This is a genomic window from Streptomyces zhihengii (assembly GCF_016919245.1).
Lineage (GTDB): Bacteria > Actinomycetota > Actinomycetes > Streptomycetales > Streptomycetaceae > Streptomyces > Streptomyces zhihengii.
Genome location: NZ_JAFEJA010000001.1, coordinates 6,270,741 through 6,288,039 on the forward strand (window position 1 = coordinate 6,270,741; position 17,299 = coordinate 6,288,039).

Sequence of the window (17,299 nt, forward strand, 5' to 3'; positions counted from 1 at the left end):
GGAGAGGTAGGGTCGGAGGCGGTCGGGGACATCCCTATAAAACTCGCCGGCGTCGAAAACCGGCGTACCTAACGAGGAGATCGGTTCGTGACGATCCGCGTAGGCATCAACGGCTTTGGCCGCATCGGTCGTAACTACTTCCGCGCGCTGCTGGAGCAGGGTGCTGACATCGAGATCGTGGCTGTCAACGACCTGGGTGACACCGCGACCACCGCTCACCTGCTCAAGTACGACACCATTCTGGGCCGCCTCAAGGCCGAGGTGACGCACACCGCCGACACCATCACCGTCGACGGCCACACCATCAAGGTGCTCTCGGAGCGCAACCCCGCCGACATCCCGTGGGGCGAGCTGGGCGTCGACATCGTCGTCGAGTCCACCGGCATCTTCACCAGCAAGGCCGACGCCTCGAAGCACATCGAGGGCGGCGCGAAGAAGGTCCTCATCTCGGCTCCGGCCAAGGACGAGGACATCACCATCGTGATGGGCGTCAACCAGGACAAGTACGACGCGGCCACCCACCACGTCATCTCCAACGCGTCCTGCACGACGAACTGTGTGGCGCCGATGGCCAAGGTTCTGGACGAGAACTTCGGCATCGTCCGCGGTCTGATGACCACGGTCCACGCCTACACGAACGACCAGCGCATCCTGGACTTCCCGCACAAGGACCTGCGCCGCGCCCGCGCCGCCGCGGAGAACATCATCCCCACCACCACCGGTGCCGCGAAGGCCACCGCGCTGGTGCTGCCGAAGCTCAAGGGCAAGCTGGACGGCATCGCCATGCGCGTCCCGGTCCCGACGGGCTCGGCCACCGACCTGGTCGTGCAGCTGGAGCGCGAGGTCACCAAGGACGAGGTCAACGCCGCGTTCAAGAAGGCCGCGGACGGCGAGCTCAAGGGCATCCTGTACTACACCGAGGACCCGATCGTGTCCTCGGACATCGTCAGCGACCCCGCCTCCTGCACCTTCGACTCCTCCCTGACCATGGTCCAGGAGGGCAACTCGGTGAAGATCCTCGGCTGGTACGACAATGAGTGGGGTTACTCCAACCGCCTCGTCGACCTCACGGTCTTCGTCGGCAACCAGCTCTGACCAGCGGCAGGGTCTGATTCCGATCCTGCACGAGAGCACCAAGACGTGAGTGGCAGGGCCCGGACGGCGCAACGCGGCGCCGGTCGGGCCCTGCCGCGTGTGCAGCCTTCCGAGGAGCCGTAGAACCATGAAGACCATCGACCAGATGCTGGCCGAGGGGGTCGCGGGCAAGCGGGTGTTCGTCCGCGCCGACCTCAACGTGCCGCTCGACGGCACGACCATCACCGACGACGGCCGTATCCGCGCCGTGCAGCCCACCGTCGCGCGCCTGGCCGAGGCCGGCGCCCGTGTGGTGGTCGCCTCGCACCTGGGCCGCCCGAAGGGCGCCCCGGACCCCGCCTTCTCCCTCGCCCCCGCCGCCGCGCGGCTCGGCGAACTGCTGGGCACCGACGTCGCCTTCGCCACCGACACGGTGGGCGAGTCGGCGCGGGGCGTCGTCGACGCACTGGCCGACGGGCAGGTCGCCGTCCTGGAGAACCTGCGCTTCAACCCGGGCGAGACCGCCAAGGACGACGCCGAGCGCGGCGCCTTCGCCGACGCGCTGGCGGGCCTCGCCGACCTCTACGTCGGCGACGGCTTCGGTGCCGTGCACCGCAAGCACGCCTCCGTCTACGACCTCCCCGCCAGGCTGCCGCACGCGGCCGGCCTGCTGATCGCGACCGAGGTCGGGGTCCTCAGGAAGCTCACCGAGGACGTCCGGCGCCCGTACGCCGTCGTGCTCGGCGGCTCCAAGGTCTCCGACAAGCTCGGCGTGATCGACCACCTCCTGGAGAAGGCCGACCGGATCCTCGTCGGCGGCGGCATGGTGTTCACCTTCCTCAAGGCCCAGGGCCACGAGGTCGGCTCCTCGCTGCTCCAGGAGGACCAGATCCCCGTGGTCCAGGAGTACCTGAAGCGGGCCGAGGCGCTCGGCGTGGAGTTCGTGCTCCCCGTCGACGTGCGGGTCGCCGAGCGGTTCCCGGACCTGAAGACCAAGGCGCCCTCCGACCCGGAGACCGTCGCCGCGGACGCCATGCCCGCCGGCCGGATGGGCCTCGACATCGGTCCCCGGACCAGCGAGCTCTACGCCGCGAAGCTCGCCGACGCGGGCACCGTCTTCTGGAACGGCCCGATGGGTGTCTTCGAGCACCCCGACTACGCGGAGGGCACCGCCGCCGTCGCGCAGGCGCTCATCGACTCCCCGGCGTTCACCGTGGTCGGCGGCGGGGACTCGGCCGCCGCCGTGCGGATCCTGGGCTTCGACGAGAATGCGTTCGGACACATTTCGACCGGCGGCGGCGCGAGCCTCGAATACCTCGAGGGCAAGACGCTCCCCGGCCTCGCCGCACTGGAGGACTGACCCTCGATGACTGCTGTTGACAACGGCCGCACCCCGCTGATGGCGGGCAACTGGAAGATGAACCTCAACCACCTCGAGGCCATCGCCCACACCCAGAAGCTCGCCTTCGCCCTCTCGGAGAAGGACTTCGCGGCCGTCGAGGTCGCCGTGCTTCCCCCCTTCACCGACCTGCGCTCCGTCCAGACCCTGATCGAGGGCGACAAGCTCGCCATCAGGTTCGGCGCCCAGGACATCTCCGCGCACGACTCCGGCGCCTACACCGGTGAGATCTCCGGCTCGATGCTGGCCAAGCTGAAGTGCGCCTACGTCGCCGTGGGCCACTCCGAGCGCCGTCAGTACCACGCGGAGACCGACGAGATCTGCAACGCCAAGGTGAAGGCCGCCTTCAAGCACGGCATCACGCCGATCCTGTGCGTCGGCGAGGGCCTGGAGATCCGCAAGGCGGGCGACCAGGTCGCGTACACCCTGGCGCAGCTCGACGGCGGGCTGAAGGACGTCCCGGCCGAGCAGGCCGGGACGATCGTCATCGCCTACGAGCCGGTCTGGGCCATCGGCACCGGCGAGGTCGCCACCCCCGAGGACGCCCAGGAGGTCTGCGGCGCGATCCGCGGGCGTCTCGCCGAGCTGTACTCGCAGGAACTGGCCGACAAGGTCCGCATCCAGTACGGCGGCTCGGTCAAGGCCGGCAACGTCGCCGCGATCATGGCCCAGCCGGACGTCGACGGAGCCCTGGTGGGCGGCGCCGCGCTGGACGCCGACGAGTTCGTGAAGATCGTCCGCTTCCGCGACCAGTGAGTATGCGGTAGCGCCGATCCGGCGTACCCTTGCGGGGGCCGAGGCTCACGTGTGCTGTGCGGTTTCACCCGCACGGCGGGCCCCGGTCCCCGCTTTTCCTTGCATTTCGTTGCTTTTCCTTCATTACCGTCCTGATCAGTCCGAGGAAGTTGGTCCAGCCGTGGTTATGGGGTTCTCGATCGCCCTGATCGTCTTCAGTCTGCTGCTGATGCTGCTGGTGCTGATGCACAAGGGAAAGGGCGGCGGCCTCTCCGACATGTTCGGCGGTGGCATGCAGTCCTCCGTCGGCGGTTCCTCGGTGGCCGAGCGCAACCTCGACCGCATCACCATCGTGGTCGGTCTGCTCTGGTTCGCGTGCATTGTCGTACTGGGTCTGCTGATGAAGCTGGACAGCTGAGCGGACTCCTGGCCGTACCGCGCCGGGCTGTAACTCCAATCACTGGACGCGCGTTGGGCCTTACGTAGACTGGGGCACTCGCGGCGCAGCCGCTGTGAAACGCTGTGCAGCACCATCACGCAGGGAGTTACGACCGTGGCAAGTGGCAACGCGATCCGGGGAAGCCGGGTCGGAGCGGGGCCGATGGGCGAGGCAGAGCGAGGCGAGTCCGCCCCGCGCCTCCGCATCTCCTTCTGGTGCTCGAACGGGCACGAGACGCAGCCGAGCTTCGCCAGTGACGCACAGGTCCCCGACACCTGGGACTGCCCGCGATGCGGGTTCCCGGCCGGACAGGACCGGGACAACCCGCCGGACCCGCCGCGCACCGAGCCGTACAAGACGCACCTGGCGTACGTACGGGAGCGGCGCAGCGACGCGGACGGCGAGGCGATCCTCGCCGAGGCGCTCGCCAAACTGCGGGGCGAGATCTAGACACAGAGGTCCGGCCGGGCACCGAGAGGTGCCGGCCGGACTTTTCCTTTCGGACACGTTCCGTCCTTTCGGACGTGCCCGTCTTTTCGGACGTGCCCGCGGCGCTGCCGCCTCACCGGCCCTCCTGATCAATTAGGTTGGAGGCGCAGCGGGGCATGCACGCACGTACGAGAAGAAGTGGGCTGATGTCCGAGATGAACGCAGAACGTCCTACGAGGCTCGACCAGATGTCGCAATGGGCCGCTCTGGGCAAGCACCGCGAGCAGTTGGGCGGGACCCATCTGCGCGAGCTGTTCGAGGCGGACCCGCGGCGCGGCGGCGCATACGTCCTGCGGGTCGGCGATCTGTACCTGGACTACTCCAAGCACCTGGTGACGGACGAGACGCTGGCCCTGCTGCGCGACCTCGCGGGCGCGACCGGCGTCGCCGCCCTGCGCGACGCGATGTTCCGCGGCGAGAAGATCAACACCACCGAGGACCGGGCCGTCCTCCACACCGCGCTGCGCGCCCCGCGCGACGCGGTGATCGAGGTCGACGGCGAGAACGTCGTCCCCGCGGTCCACGCCGTGCTCGACAGGATGGCGGCCTTCTCGGAGCGGATCCGCTCGGGCGAGTGGACCGGTCACACCGGCCGCCGCATCCGCAACGTCGTCAACATCGGTATCGGCGGCTCCGACCTCGGGCCGGCCATGGCTTACGAGGTGCTGCGCTCCTACACCGACCGGGAACTGACGTTCCGGTTCGTCTCCAACGTGGACGGCGCCGATCTGCACGAGGCCGTCCGCGACCTCGACCCGGCCGAGACGCTGTTCATCGTCGCCTCGAAGACGTTCACCACGATCGAGACGATCACCAACGCCACCTCCGCCCGCCAGTGGCTGCTCGGCGGGCTGGACGCCGGTCCCGAGGCCGTGGCCAAGCACTTCGTGGCCCTGTCGACCAACGCGGAGAAGGTCTCCGGCTTCGGCATCGACACGGCCAACATGTTCGAGTTCTGGGACTGGGTCGGCGGCCGCTACTCCTACGACTCCGCCATCGGCCTCTCGCTGATGATCGCCATCGGCCCGGAGCGGTTCCGGGAGATGCTCGACGGCTTCCACCTCGTCGACGAGCACTTCCGCACCGCCCCCGCGGAGGAGAACGCGCCGCTGCTGATGGGTCTGCTGGGCGTCTGGTACGGGGCGTTCTTCGACGCGCAGTCGCACGCCGTGCTGCCCTACTCCCACTACCTGTCCAAGTTCACCGCCTACCTCCAGCAGCTCGACATGGAGTCCAACGGCAAGTCGGTGGACCGCGACGGAAACCCCGTCAGCTGGCAGACCGGCCCCGTGGTCTGGGGCACCCCCGGCACCAACGGGCAGCACGCCTACTACCAGTTGATCCACCAGGGCACGAAGGTCATCCCGGCCGACTTCATCGGCTTCGCCCGGCCCGTGCCCGGGCTGCTCGACTCCCTGGTGCCCCAGCACGACTTGCTGATGGCGAACTTCTTCGCCCAGACCCAGGCCCTCGCCTTCGGCAAGACGCCCGAGGAGGTCCGCGCCGAGGGCGTGCCCGAGGAGCTGGTCGCGCACAAGACCTTCCGCGGCAACCACCCGACCACGACGATCCTCGCCGAGGACCTGACCCCGTCGGTGCTCGGCCAGTTGATCGCCCTGTACGAGCACAAGGTCTTCGTCCAGGGCGCGATCTGGAACATCGACTCCTTCGACCAGTGGGGCGTCGAACTGGGCAAGGTCCTCGCCAAGCGGATCGAGCCCGTGCTCACCGGCCAGGAGGGCGGGGAGCGGCTCGACAGCTCGACCGCGACCCTGGCGGCCGCGTACCGCGCACTGCGCGGGAGGTGACCCGGTGAGGGGGGAGGACGTGGTGCGGCTGCGGCCGCCCGCCAACCGGCTGAACGAGCGCGCCGTCCTGTGGTGGCGCGTCCGGTGCCTGCTGACGACCGCCGTGCCGGTGGGCGTCCTGGCGATCCTGGGGGCGTTCATCGAGCCCGCGCGGGCCTGGCTGTGGGGACCGGCCGCGGTACTCGCCGCGGCCGGGCTGGCCGGCACCGCGTTCCTCCCCTCGTGGTGGTACCGGGTGCACCGCTGGGAGGTCACCGACGAGGCGGTGTACGTCCGCACCGGGGCGCTGTGGCAGGAGTGGCGGATCGGGCCCATGTCCCGGATCCAGACGGTCGACACCGTCCGGGGGCCGCTGGAGCAGGCGTTCCGGCTGGCGACCGTCACCGTCACGACGGCCTCGGCCAAGGGCGAGATCCGCATCCAGGGCCTGGACCACGAACTGGCCGCGGACCTCGCCGAACGGCTCACCCGCATCACCCGGGCGACGCCCGGGGACGCGACATGAGCGAGCGGACGGCACCCGGCCTGCTCGCGGCGGGGGCCGGCGACGCCACCCCGCCCGAGGGGGAGTGGCGGCGCCTGGACCGCCGCACGGTCCTCGCCCGGTGCCTCGTCATGCTGGGCGTGGCCGGCAGCGCGGGCCTGCCCGCGCTGCTCGGCCTCCTCGGCGGGCGCCCGTTCTGGCAGGCGCTCGCCTGGGTGCTCGCGGGCGCTGCGGTGCTCGTCGGCGGCGTCACGGCCGCCGACGGCATCCGGGTGCACCGGACGGGCTACCGCCTCGGCCCCGAGCGGGTCGAGCTCCGCAGCGGCCTGCTGCTGGTCAAGAGGCGCTCGCTGCCCCGTGAGCGCATCCGCAGCGTCGACCTGACCGCCAACGTGCTGCTGCGCCTGCTCGGGCTCGTGCAGGTGCGCATCGGCACCGGCGAGCAGACCGGCAGCGGCGAGTCCACCCTGCTGCTGGACGCGGTGTCCCGCGCCGAGGCCGAGCGGCTGCGCGGCGAACTCCTGGCCCGTCCGGCCGCCGGAGCGCCTCGGGCGGACGGCGACGGGACGATCGCCTCGCTCGACCCCGCGTGGATCGCCTACGCGCCGGTCTCCTTCGTCGCCCCGCTGCTCGGCGGCGCGGCGGCCGGGGCCGTGATGCAGGTCAGCGAGTGGTTCGGAGCCCAGGCCGAGGTCATCGAATGGATCGGCGACCGCTTCGCCGAGACCCCCCTCGTCTGGGCGGTCCTCGTCATGGCCGGGACCGCGCTCGTCGCCGGGGCCGTCGGAGCGCTCGGCCTGTGGGTCGAGATGTGGTGGAACTACCGCCTGGAGCGGGAGCACGGCGGCACGCTGCGGATACGGCGCGGGCTCCTCACCTCCCGCTCGACCTCGATCGAGGAGCGGCGGCTGCGGGGGATCGACCTGGTGGAACCCCTCGGCGTGCGGCTGTTCGGCGCGGCCCGGCTGGACGCGGTCGCCACCGGCCTCGTCAAGGAGACCGAGAACGAGCACACCGACCGCAAGACCCTGCTGCCGGTGGCGCCCCGGGCCGTCGTGGACCGGGTCGCCGCCCAGGTGCTGCGGGAACCGGCCGCGCCGACGGACCCCTCGCTGCTCACCGGCCACCCGCGCGCGGCCCGCGGCCGCAGACTGCGATGGGCCCTGGCGACGGCGCTCGCGCCCGCGGCGGTCCTCGCCGTGCTCGGCGCGCTCCTGACCCCGGTACTGCTGTGGACCGCCCTCGCCTGCGCGGCCGTCGCCGTCCCGGTCGCCGTGGCGCTGGCCCTGGACGCCTACCGCAACCTCGGCCACGGCATCTCCGGCGCCTATCTGCTGACCCGCTCGGGCACCGTGCGCCGCAGCACCGTGGCCCTCCAGCGCACCGGGGTGATCGGCTGGACGGTCCGCCGTTCGCTCTTCCAGCGCCGCGCCGGGCTGCTCACCCTGACCGCCACGACGGCGGCGGGCGCGGGCGCGTACCACGTCCACGACGCGGACGCCTGCGAGGCCCTCGCCTTCGCCGCGGACGCCGTACCGGGCCTGCTGGAGCCGTTCCTGGAGCGCGACCACCCCTGACCCCGGCTTTGCCGGGACACGCGAACGGCCCCCGTCCGGCTGAGCGCCGGTCGGGGGCCGAGGTGCGCGCGGGCTACGCCGAGTGCGGGGGCAGCAGGTCCCGGGGGAGCCCGGAGGCCGCCGCGGCGTCCAGCAGCCACAGGGTGCGGGCGCGTCCGCGGGCGCCCGCCGCCGGTGCCTGCACCTCGCCCGCTCCCGAGAGCGCGATCTGGACCGCCTCCGCCTTGTCCTCGCCCGCCGCGAGCAGCCACACCTCACGGGCGGCGCGGATCGCGGGCAGGGTCAGCGAGATCCGGGTCGGCGGCGGCTTCGGCGCGCCGTGCACACCGACCACCGTCCGCTCCGTCTCACGGACCGCCGGCAGCTCCGGGAAGAGCGACGCCACATGGGTGTCCGGCCCGACGCCCAGCATCAGCACGTCGAACACGGGCACCGGCCCGTGGTCCTCGGGCCGCGCCGCCGCCGCGAGTTCGGCCGCGTAGGCCGCCGCCGCGGCGTCCGCGTCGGCGCCCTGCGGGCCGTCCGACGCGGGCATCGCGTGCACCCGGGCCGGGTCCAGCGGGACCCGGTCCAGCAGGGCCTCACGGGCCTGGGTGACATTGCGCTCGGGGTCGCCGTCCGGCAGGAAGCGCTCGTCGCCCCACCAGAGGTCGAGCCGCGACCAGTCGACGGCGTCCCTCGCCGGGGCCGAACCCAGCGCCGCCAGCAGGCCGTTGCCGTTGCGGCCGCCCGTCAGCACCACCGAGGCGGTGCCGCGGGCCGCCTGCGCGTCCACGATCCTGGTGATCAGGCGCGCCGCGGCGGCCTGGGCCATCAGTTCCTTGTCGCGGTGGACGACCAGCTCCGGGGCGCTCACTCGGCCGCCTTCCGGGCCGCGGTGGTCTTCTTCGCCGCCGTCTTCCGCTTCGGGGCCGCGGGTGCCTCCTCCGGCGCCCGCTCCCCGTCCGACGGCTTCGCCTCCCCGGCCGGCTCCGCGCCGTCGCCGAGCCGGTCCACGCCGAAGCGCAGGGCGGAGGCGTAGGTGTCGTCCGGGTCGAGGCGCCGCAGCTCCTCGGCGATCAGTTCGGACGTCTCACGCCGCTTGAGCGCCACCGCGCGGTCCGGCTGGCCCTGGATCGACAGGGTCGCGAGGGACCCGTCGGGCCGGTCCAGCACGATCGGGCCGCAGGTGGACTCCATCCGGACGGAGGTGAGGCCGGGCCCCTTGGACGGCAGCCGCCGCACCGGGACGTCCAGCCGGTCCGCCAGCCACATGGCCAGCAGCTCGCAGCTCGGGTTGAACTCCTCGCCCTCCACCTCGACCCCGGTGACCTCGCAGGTCACCTGGTCCAGGGCGGCGGCGAGCATGGAGCGCCACGGGGTGATCCGCGTCCACGAGAGGTCGGTGTCGCCCGGCGTGTACGCCTCGGCGCGGGAGACCAGCTCGCGGACCGGCTGCTCGGCGGAGTAGGTGTCGGTGACCCGCCGCTGGGCGAGCGCGCCCAGCGGGTCGGACGCCGGGTCGGTGGGGGCGTTCACCGGCCACCAGACGACGACGGGCGCGTCCGGGAGCAGCAGCGGGAGCACCACCGACTGGGCGTGGTCGGCGACCTCGCCGTACAGCCGCAGCACCACCGTCTCGCCCGTACCGGCGTCGGCGCCGACCCGCACCTCCGCGTCGAGCCGGGCCTTGGCCCGGTCGCGCGGGGAGCGGGAGACCCGCTTGATGACGACGAGGGTGCGCGAGGGGTGCTCGCGCGAGGCGTCGTTCGCCGCCCTGAGGGCGTCGTAGGCGTTCTCCTCGTCGGTCACGATGACCAGGGTGAGGACCATGCCGACGGCCGGGGTGCCGATCGCCCGGCGGCCCTTGACCAGCGCCTTGTTGATCTTGCTGGCCGTGGTGTCCGTAAGGTCGATCTTCATGGCCGGCGCCAGCTCCGTCCGTCTCGTGCGAGCATCTCGTCGGCCTCCACCGGGCCCCAGGTGCCCGCCGGGTACTGCGCGGGCTTGCCGTTGCCGTCCCAGAACTCCTCGATCGGGTCGAGGATCTTCCACGACAGCTCGACCTCCTCCACCCGCGGGAAGAGGTTCGAGTCGCCGAGCAGGACGTCGAGGATGAGCCGCTCGTACGCCTCGGGGCTGGACTCGGTGAACGACTCGCCGTAGGCGAAGTCCATCGAGACGTCCCGCACCTCCATGGAGGTGCCGGGCACCTTGGAGCCGAAGCGCATCGTCACGCCCTCGTCCGGCTGCACCCGGATGACCAGGGCGTTCTGCCCCAGCTCCTCCGTGGCGGTGGAGTCGAACGGGGAGTGCGGGGCGCGCTGGAAGACCACCGCGATCTCGGTGACCCGGCGCCCCAGCCGCTTGCCGGTGCGCAGGTAGAACGGCACCCCGGCCCAGCGGCGGTTGTCGATCTCCAGCTTGATCGCGGCGTAGGTGTCGGTCTTCGACCGCGGGTCGATGCCCTCCTCCTGGAGGTAGCCGACCGCCTTCTCGCCGCCCTGCCAGCCCGCCGCGTACTGCGCGCGCACGGTGTTCTCTGCCAGATTCCCCGGCAGCTTCACCGCGCCCAGGACCTTGGTCTTCTCCGCCGCCAGCGCGTCGGCGTCGAAGGAGGAGGGCTCCTCCATCGCGGTCAGCGCGAGCAGCTGGAGCAGGTGGTTCTGGATGACGTCGCGGGCGGCGCCGATGCCGTCGTAGTACCCGGCGCGGCCGCCGATGCCGATGTCCTCGGCCATGGTGATCTGCACGTGGTCGACGTACGACCGGTTCCAGATCGGCTCGAAGAGGGTGTTGGCGAAGCGCAGCGCCAGGATGTTCTGGACGGTCTCCTTGCCCAGGTAGTGGTCGATCCTGAAGACCTCGTTGGGCGGGAAGACCTCGTGCACCACCTGGTTGAGCTGCTCGGCGCTGCGGAGGTTGTGCCCGAACGGCTTCTCGATGACCGCGCGGCGCCAGGAGCCCTCCTTCTGGTCGGCCAGCCCGTGCTTCTTGAGCTGCTGGACGACCTTGGGGAAGAACTTGGGCGGCACCGAGAGGTAGAAGGCGAAGTTGCCACCGGTGCCCTGGGCCTTGTCCAGGTCCTCGATGGTGGCCTTGAGCTCCTCGAAGGCGGCGTCGTCGTCGAAGGTGCCCTGGACGAACCGCATCCCCTGGATGAGCTGCTGCCACACCTCCTCGCGGAACGGGGTGCGCGCGTGCTCCTTGACCGCGTCGTGGACCTCCTGTGCGAAGTCCTCGTGCTGCCACTCACGGCGGGCGAAGCCGATGAGGGAGAAGCCCGGCGGCAGCAGCCCCCGGTTCGCCAGGTCGTACACGGCGGGCATCAGCTTCTTGCGGGACAGGTCGCCCGTGACACCGAAGATCACCAGGCCCGACGGCCCCGCGATACGCGGGAGCCGTCGGTCGGCGGCGTCACGGAGCGGGTTCGCTCCGTCCATACCGGACAAGGTGGGTCAGCCCTCCGAGGGTGCGAGGCGCTTGAGCTCCGCCTCGGTCGAGGCGAGCAGGTCGTTCCAGGAGGACTCGAACTTCTCCACGCCCTCGTCCTCCAGCAGCTGGACGACCTCGTCGTAGGAGATGCCGAGCTTCTCGACCGCGTCGAGGTCGGCGCGGGCCTGCTCGTAGGTGCCGCGCACCGTGTCACCGGTGATCGCGCCGTGGTCGGCGGTGGCGTCGAGGGTGGCCTCCGGCATGGTGTTGACCGTGCCCGGGGCGACCAGCTCGTCGACGTACAGCGTGTCCTTGTACGCCTTGTCCTTGACGCCGGTCGAGGCCCACAGCGGACGCTGCTTGTTGGCCTGGGCCTTGTCGAGGGCGGCCCAGCGGTCCGAGGAGAAGACCTCCTCGAACGCCTCGTACGCCAGGCGGGCGTTGGCCAGGGCCGCCTTGCCGCGGGCCTTCCCGGCCTCCGGGGTGCCCAGCGCGTCCAGGCGCTTGTCGATCTCGGTGTCCACCCGGGACACGAAGAAGGACGCCACCGAGTGGATCTTCGACAGGTCCAGGCCGCGCTCCTTGGCCTTCTCCAGACCGGCCAGGTAGGCGTCCATGACCTTGCGGTAGCGATCCAGCGAGAAGATCAGCGTCACGTTGACGCTGATGCCGAGGCCGATGACCTCGGTGATCGCCGGCAGACCCGCCTCGGTGGCCGGGATCTTGATGAGCGTGTTGGGGCGGTCGACCAGCCAGGCGAGCTGCTTGGCCTCGGCGACCGTCGCGTGGGTGTTGTGCGCCAGGCGCGGGTCGACCTCGATCGAGACCCGGCCGTCCTGGCCGTCGGTCGCGTCGAAGACCGGCCGCAGGATGTCGGCGGCGTCGCGCACGTCGGCCGTCGTGATCATGCGGATGGCTTCCTCGACGGTCACCCTGCGGGCCGCGAGGTCCGCGAGCTGCTGGTCGTAGCCGTGGCCGTCCGAGATCGCCTTCTGGAAGATCGACGGGTTCGTGGTGACGCCGACGACGTGCTGCTGGTCGATCAGCTCGGCGAGGTTGCCGGAGGTGATCCGGGTGCGGGACAGGTCGTCCAGCCAGATCGCGACGCCTTCGTCGGAGAGGCGCTTGAGTGCGTCTGTCATGAGAGTTGCATCTCCTGTTTGTCGTGTACCGGCGTCAGCGCGCGGCGGCTTCGATCGATTCCCGGGCCGCGGCGGCGACCGCGTCGGCGGTGAAACCGAACTCGCGGAACAGGACCTTCGCGTCCGCGGAGGCGCCGAAGTGCTCCAGCGAGACGATGCGGCCGGCGTCCCCGACGTAGCGGTGCCAGGTCAGGCCGACACCGGCCTCGACCGCGACACGCGCCCGCACGGACGGCGGGAGCACGGATTCCCGGTACCCCTGCTCCTGCTCCTCGAACCACTCAACCGAGGGCATCGACACGACCCGTGTCGGGACGCCGGCGGCCTGGAGCTGCTCACGGGCCTCGACGGCGAGCTGCACCTCGGAGCCGGTGCCGATCAGCACGACCTCCGGAGCGCCGCCCTCGGCCTCGAACAGCACGTAGCCGCCCTTGGCCGCGTCCTCGTTGCGCTCGTACGTCGGCACGCCCTGGCGGGTCAGCGCCAGACCGTGCGGGGCGCCCACGCCGAACTCCTTCGTCCAGCGCCGCAGGATCTCGCGCCAGGCGATCGCCGTCTCGTTGGCGTCGGCCGGGCGGACGACGTTCAGCCCGGGGATGGCGCGCAGCGAGGCGAGGTGCTCCACCGGCTGGTGCGTCGGGCCGTCCTCGCCGAGACCGATCGAGTCGTGCGTCCACACGTAGGTGACCGGCAGGTGCATCAGCGCGGAGAGGCGGACCGCGTTGCGCATGTAGTCGGAGAACACCAGGAAGGTGCCGCCGAACACACGGGTGTTGCCGTGCAGCGTGATGCCGTTCATCACCGCGGCCATCGCGTGCTCGCGGATGCCGAAGTGCACCGTGCGGCCGTACGGGTCGGCCTCCGGCAGCGGGTTGCCCGCGGGCAGGAACGACGACGTCTTGTCGATCGTCGTGTTGTTCGAGCCGGCCAGGTCGGCGGAGCCGCCCCACAGCTCGGGCACGACCGCGCCCAGCGCCTGGAGGACCTTGCCGGAGGCGGCGCGGGTGGCCACACCCTTGCCCGTCTCGAACTCGGGGAGCTTCTCCTCCCAGCCGGCCGGCAGCTCGCCCGCGCGGATCCGGTCGAAGTCGGCGGCCCGCTCCGGGTTGGCCGTCCGCCACGCGGCGAACGACTTCTCCCACTCGCCGCGCACGTCGCGGCCCCGGTCCAGCGCGCCACGGGTGTGCGCGACGACCTCGTCGGAGACCTCGAAGTGCCGCTCCGGGTCGAAGCCCAGGACGCGCTTGGTGGCCGCGACCTCCTCGTCGCCCAGCGCCGAGCCGTGCGCGGCCTCGGTGTTCTGCGCGTTCGGGGCGGGCCAGGCGATGATCGAGCGCATCGCGATGAACGACGGGCGCCCGGTCTCGGCCTTGGCGGCCTCGATCGCCGCGTGCAGCGCGGCCGGGTCCAGGTCGCCGTTCTCCTTGGGCTGCACCCGCTGCACGTGCCAGCCGTAGGCCTCGTAGCGCTGGAGGGTGTCCTCGGAGACCGCGGTCTCGGTGTCGCCCTCGATCGAGATGTGGTTGTCGTCCCACAGCAGGACCAGGTTGCCGAGCTTCTGGTGGCCGGCGAGCGAGGACGCCTCGGCGGAGATGCCCTCCTGGAGGCAGCCGTCACCGGCGATCACGAAGACGTGGTGGTCGAACGGCGAGGTGCCGGGGGCCGCCTCGGGGTCGAACAGACCGCGCTCGTAGCGGGCGGCCATGGCCATGCCCACGGCGTTGGCGACACCCTGGCCGAGCGGGCCGGTCGTCGTCTCGACGCCCGTCGTGTGCCCGTACTCGGGGTGCCCGGGGGTCTTGCTGCCCCAGGTGCGGAACGCCTTGAGGTCGTCCAGCTCCAGGCCGAAACCGGCCAGGTAGAGCTGGGTGTAGAGGGTCAGCGAGGAGTGGCCCGCGGACAGCACGAAGCGGTCGCGCCCCGTCCAGTCGGCGTCCGCCGGGTCGTGCCGCATCACCTTCTGGAAGAGGGTGTAGGCGGCCGGCGCCAGGCTCATGGCCGTACCCGGATGGCCGTTGCCGACCTTCTGTACGGCGTCCATGGCCAGGACGCGGGCGGTGTCGACCGCTCGGTCGTCCAGTGCGGTCCACTCGAGGTCTGTGGTGGTCGGCTTGGTGCTCACCCTGAGTCAGGGCTCCTCTCCACATGTCGAATCCCGGTGACGAGGGGTGTACCGGGCGCTGCCGAGCCTACCCTCGCAAAGGTGCCCGTCCTTTCGAGCGGGCGTCATATCGGTGGCCCGGTTCTTGCGATCGCCGCGACCCGGGGGAACCCTCCGGGGGTGTTACGGGGCCCCGTCGGGGCACCCGGCCGCGGACACTGCCAGCGTGCCGCCGCGGGACCCGTTCCGCCTCCCGGGCCCCCGGCCGTCCGGGGCCGCCGGCGGAACGCCGGTGCGCACGTATATACGGACGGCTTCCCCTGACGGCTCAACACGAGCCGACCCCCGCGAAGATCGGCGTCCGGGCAACGTCTAGAGTGGCGTGGTACGCGCAAGTCCTCACCGGGTTCTCACAGCTCCCCAGCCCTTCGGGCATGGGAGAGCGCCCGCCGGGCTTGCTGGGATTTCTCTGTCAGGGGTGTGCGTGACGGCCGTCGAGTCCCGACCCGCAGGGGTCGTCTTGGCTTCCGGCCCGGGGGGCCGTCGGCCGTTCGGGGCCCGCGTCAGGGCGTTCGTGGCGCTGACGAAGCCGCGGATCATCGAGCTGCTGCTGATCACCACCGTGCCGGTGATGTTCCTGGCCGAGCAGGGTGTGCCCGACCTCTGGCTGGTGGTCACGACCTGCGTCGGCGGATACCTCTCCGCCGGTGGCGCCAACGCGCTCAACATGTACATCGACCGCGACATCGACGCGCTGATGGACCGCACGGCGCAGCGCCCGCTGGTCACCGGCATGGTCTCGCCGCGCGAGGGGCTGGTCTTCGGCCTCGTCCTCGCGGTCGTGTCCACGCTCTGGTTCGGCCTGCTGGTCAACTGGCTCTCCGCGGCCCTCGCGCTCGGCGCGCTGCTGTTCTACGTCGTCGTCTACACGATGCTCCTCAAGCGCCGCACGGCGCAGAACATCGTCTGGGGCGGCATCGCGGGCTGCATGCCGGTGCTCATCGGCTGGTCCGCGGTGACGAACTCGATGTCGTGGGCCGCCGTCATCCTCTTCCTCGTCATCTTCTTCTGGACGCCGCCGCACTACTGGCCGCTGTCGATGAAGGTGAAGGAGGACTACGCCCGCGTCGGTGTGCCGATGCTGCCCGTCGTCGCCGGCAACACGGTCGTCGCCCGCCAGATCGTCCTCTACAGCTGGGTGATGGTGGCCGTCTCGCTGCTGCTGACCCCGCTCGGCTACACCGGCTGGTTCTACACGGCCGTGGCCCTCGCCGCAGGCGGCTGGTGGCTCTGGGAGGCGCACGCGCTCCAGAGCCGCGCCCGGAGCGGCGCGACCGGGGCGAAGCTGAAGGAGATGCGGCTGTTCCACTGGTCCATCACCTATGTCTCGCTGCTCTTCGTCGCCGTCGCGGTGGACCCCTTCCTGCGCTGAGCGGCAGCCGGGAGGGTGGCTCATGCCACCCGCCCCCGCCGTGGCCAGGGCCACTACCCGCCGGTAGCATCCTGGCCATGGCAGACACCCAGGTTGAGACGAGCGCGCACGAGGCCGAGCCGGACGCGAAGGCGGCGCGCAAGGCGGCGAAGCTCGCCAAGCAGATCCAGGCGTTCTCCGCGGCACACGGCGGTGCCGAGGGCCAGCTCGCGTACCTCGGCCAGATGGGCACCCGCATCGTCCTCGTCGGCGAGGACGGCGGCTGGGGCGACCTCGTCGCGCCGAGCCACGCCGTCGCCGTCAGCGCCGCCGAGAAGTCCGGGATCACCCTCCACGAGTCCTTCGACGGCGACTTCGCCGCCAAGGTCCGCACCGGCCCCTACGAGTGGACCCGCATGGCGGGCATCCAGGTCGGCGGCCCGTCCAACGGCTGAGCAACACCTCGCACCGGGGTCGCCCGTCAGGTCCTGTGGAAGCACGGTCCTGGACAGGGAGCTCCCGATGATCGACGCCGCGTCCTCGGTGCGTCTGGTCGACCAGTACTGCCACGGGGTGCTCCGCACGGAACTGGAACTGGGCCTCGGCACCTTCGAGGCCCGGACCGACCCCTCCCCGGGGCCGCCGGCGGCCGGCACCACCCTCTTCGACACCCGGACCGGCTTCGCCGTCAGGCGCTGGTGCCCTCCGCTGCTCGGTCTCGAAGCCCACTGCCCGCCCGCCCGCTAGCTGGCCCGCCGACGCGAGCTGGGTGCGGTCGAGGCGGGCAGACGGCTGCTCAGGGGCACCGGCATCGACGCCTACCTCGTCGACACCGGGCTGCCGGGCGACCTCGCGGGGCCCGGCGAGCTCGCGGCCGCGGGCGCCGCCGACGCCCGCGAGATCGTCCGCCTCGAACTCCTCGCCGAGCAGGCCGCCGACATCGGCCCGGCGCTCGCGCGCACCGGGGCGCGGGCGGCCGGGGCGCCGGCGCAGACGCTGGAGCCGGCGCCCTTCGGCAAGCTGCTGTTCTCCAGCGGGGCGCGCGGTCTGCCGGAGTCCCATGTGGTGGGCGCCGGAGTCTTCCGCGAGGCGGTGAGCCGGGTGCTCGGCGGCCGGGTCGGCGACGGGGCCTGGTCCCGGGCGGACGCCGAACGCGTCACGGGCATGCTCGCCTCGGGGAACGCGCGGCGGGTGTACGGCCTGCCCGGCCCCTGAAGGGCCGGGCG

Annotated in this window: 15 protein-coding genes and 1 pseudogene; 11 read left to right on the forward strand and 5 right to left on the reverse strand. The window is 71.6% G+C overall.

Annotation, left to right across the window (positions count from 1 at the left end):
* The first annotated feature begins 87 nt into the window (after positions 1-87).
* The 8 genes from gap to JE024_RS26680 all read left to right on the forward strand — a co-directional run bounded on the left by gap (position 88) and on the right by JE024_RS26680 (position 8,005).
* Entirely contained in the window at positions 88-1,095 is a 1,008-nt protein-coding gene (gene gap / locus JE024_RS26645) for a type I glyceraldehyde-3-phosphate dehydrogenase (RefSeq protein WP_205376014.1), read from the forward strand.
* A 127-nt stretch (positions 1,096-1,222) separates the two neighbouring features.
* On the forward strand, positions 1,223-2,434 hold the full coding sequence (locus JE024_RS26650; RefSeq protein ID WP_205376015.1) for a phosphoglycerate kinase: 1,212 nt from the start codon (positions 1,223-1,225) through the stop codon (positions 2,432-2,434).
* A 6-nt stretch (positions 2,435-2,440) separates the two neighbouring features.
* Entirely contained in the window at positions 2,441-3,229 is a 789-nt protein-coding gene (gene tpiA, locus JE024_RS26655; protein WP_205376016.1) for a triose-phosphate isomerase, read from the forward strand.
* Positions 3,230-3,395: 166 nt separating this feature from the next.
* Positions 3,396-3,626, forward strand: a complete 231-nt coding sequence (secG, locus tag JE024_RS26660; RefSeq protein WP_147990402.1) for a preprotein translocase subunit SecG — start codon at positions 3,396-3,398, stop codon at positions 3,624-3,626.
* 135 nt (positions 3,627-3,761) lie between these two features.
* Entirely contained in the window at positions 3,762-4,097 is a 336-nt protein-coding gene (locus tag JE024_RS26665) for an RNA polymerase-binding protein RbpA (RefSeq protein WP_003957010.1), read from the forward strand.
* Positions 4,098-4,282: 185 nt separating this feature from the next.
* The gene (pgi, locus tag JE024_RS26670; protein WP_372449845.1) at positions 4,283-5,944 is read left to right on the forward strand and encodes a glucose-6-phosphate isomerase; all 1,662 of its coding nucleotides are present in this window, start codon (positions 4,283-4,285) and stop codon (positions 5,942-5,944) included.
* Positions 5,945-5,948: 4 nt separating this feature from the next.
* Complete coding sequence (locus JE024_RS26675; RefSeq protein WP_205376017.1) at positions 5,949-6,449, forward strand: PH domain-containing protein; 501 nt, start codon at positions 5,949-5,951, stop codon at positions 6,447-6,449.
* Positions 6,446-8,005, forward strand: coding sequence for a PH domain-containing protein (locus JE024_RS26680; protein ID WP_205376018.1), 1,560 nt, complete (start codon positions 6,446-6,448; stop codon positions 8,003-8,005). The genes JE024_RS26675 and JE024_RS26680 overlap by 4 nt, the downstream gene beginning before the upstream one ends.
* Before the next feature lie 73 nt (positions 8,006-8,078).
* On the opposite strand, the gene pgl is transcribed toward JE024_RS26680, so the two are convergent.
* Genes pgl through tkt form a run of 5 tightly spaced genes read right to left on the reverse strand, consistent with a single transcriptional unit; the run spans position 8,079 to position 14,683 of the window.
* Positions 8,079-8,861 carry a 6-phosphogluconolactonase gene (pgl, locus tag JE024_RS26685; protein WP_205376019.1) on the reverse strand — a complete coding sequence of 261 codons (783 nt, stop codon included), beginning with the start codon at positions 8,859-8,861 and terminating at the stop codon, positions 8,079-8,081.
* A complete protein-coding gene (opcA, locus tag JE024_RS26690) occupies positions 8,858-9,907 on the reverse strand; it encodes a glucose-6-phosphate dehydrogenase assembly protein OpcA (protein WP_205376020.1) in 1,050 nt (349 codons plus the stop codon). Before opcA ends, pgl begins: the two co-directional genes overlap by 4 nt.
* Positions 9,904-11,427 (reverse strand): glucose-6-phosphate dehydrogenase, encoded by a 1,524-nt coding sequence (zwf, locus tag JE024_RS26695; protein WP_205376021.1) that lies wholly within the window; start codon positions 11,425-11,427, stop codon positions 9,904-9,906. The genes opcA and zwf overlap by 4 nt, the downstream gene beginning before the upstream one ends.
* 15 nt (positions 11,428-11,442) lie before the next feature.
* Positions 11,443-12,561 (reverse strand): transaldolase, encoded by a 1,119-nt coding sequence (gene tal, locus JE024_RS26700; protein ID WP_205376022.1) that lies wholly within the window; start codon positions 12,559-12,561, stop codon positions 11,443-11,445.
* Between the two features lie 34 nt (positions 12,562-12,595).
* Positions 12,596-14,683, reverse strand: a complete 2,088-nt coding sequence (gene tkt / locus JE024_RS26705; RefSeq protein WP_205376023.1) for a transketolase — start codon at positions 14,681-14,683, stop codon at positions 12,596-12,598.
* A 463-nt stretch (positions 14,684-15,146) separates the two neighbouring features.
* On the opposite strand from tkt, the gene JE024_RS26710 reads away from it, so the two are divergent.
* The 3 genes and pseudogenes from JE024_RS26710 (at position 15,147) to JE024_RS26720 (ending at position 17,288) form a co-directional block, all read left to right on the forward strand.
* Positions 15,147-16,094, forward strand: coding sequence for a heme o synthase (locus tag JE024_RS26710; protein WP_205376024.1), 948 nt, complete (start codon positions 15,147-15,149; stop codon positions 16,092-16,094).
* A 77-nt stretch (positions 16,095-16,171) separates the two neighbouring features.
* The gene (locus JE024_RS26715) at positions 16,172-16,528 is read left to right on the forward strand and encodes a hypothetical protein (protein WP_205376025.1); all 357 of its coding nucleotides are present in this window, start codon (positions 16,172-16,174) and stop codon (positions 16,526-16,528) included.
* 67 nt (positions 16,529-16,595) lie between these two features.
* Positions 16,596-17,288: pseudogene (locus tag JE024_RS26720) on the forward strand (hypothetical protein).
* Positions 17,289-17,299: the final 11 nt, after the last annotated feature.